The organism is Pseudomonas agronomica (assembly GCF_025917275.1).
In the GTDB taxonomy this organism is placed as follows: Bacteria; Pseudomonadota; Gammaproteobacteria; order Pseudomonadales; family Pseudomonadaceae; genus Aquipseudomonas; species Aquipseudomonas agronomica.
In genome coordinates, this window is sequence record NZ_JAOSHO010000895.1 from 1 (window position 1) to 1,034 (window position 1,034).

The window sequence follows — 1,034 nt, forward strand, 5'->3', positions numbered from 1 at the left end:
TGTGGGAGCGAGCTTGCTCGCGATTGGGGACAACTAGGTTTCAAGCCTGGCGATTGGCATACATCCGGCACTCCGCCAACAGCGCCAGCAGGTTCGGGTCGCGTTCCTTGGCCTTCAGGAACACCACGCCGATGTGCTGCTGCAACCGGTACTTTTCCTGCAACGGGATCAGTTTCACCCGGTTTTCGTAGACCGCCGCAATCCTGCCCGGCAGCAGGGCATAACCCACCCCGGAGCTGACCATGCTCAGCAGGGTAAAGATATCGTTGACCTGCATCGCCACCTTCGGCTCGAACCCCGCCTGCCTGAACACCCGATTGCCGTCCTGGTGCGTGGCGAAGCCCTGGGTCAGGGTGATAAAGGTCTCGTCGCGGACTTCGGCCAGGTCGACTTCGCTGCGCTGGGCGAAGGGCGAGTCGGCAGGCGTGGCCAGGAAGATGTCATCGGAAAACAGCTGGATCTGTTCGCAGTCCGGGTCGTTGACGCTGTCGTCCAGCGACACCAGGATCGCATCGACTTCCATGTTCTTGAGCTTGTACAACAGGTCGATGTTCGAACCCATGATCAAGTCGATGTTGAGCTCGCTGCGGCGGATCTTCAGGCCCATGATCAGCTGCGGCACGGTCTTGACCGTCAATGAATACAGGGACCCCAGCTTGAAGCGTTCCGCGGAAAAACCCGCTGCCTCGCGGGTCAGGCGCACGCTTTCGATCACGTCCTGGATCAGTTTCTGCGCCCGTTCTTCCAATACGTAGGCGCTTTCCAATGGCGTGAGGTTGCGGCCCTCATGCTTGAACAACGGGCAACGCAGGGCGCTCTCCAGTGAATGAATGGCCCGGTGCACGCTGACGTTGCTGGTCTGCAACTCGACCGCCGCCCGCGCGAGGTTGCCGGTGCGCATGAAGGCCAGGAACACCTCGAGTTTCTTCAGGGTCAATTCTTCGTCGATCAGCATGGGGGGCGGGCTCTTGTTCGTATGGGCTGATTGTGCCCCATGTTTTCCCAGCGACGCGATTTATGTGGCTAGGGAGCTG

At 60.1% G+C, this 1,034-nt stretch carries 1 protein-coding gene; it reads right to left on the reverse strand.

Translation table 11 applies throughout. From position 1 onward, the window contains the following. Positions 1-40: 40 nt before the first annotated feature. Positions 41-955 (reverse strand): LysR family transcriptional regulator, encoded by a 915-nt coding sequence (locus tag OC610_RS27955; RefSeq protein ID WP_264432831.1) that lies wholly within the window; start codon positions 953-955, stop codon positions 41-43. Positions 956-1,034: the final 79 nt, after the last annotated feature.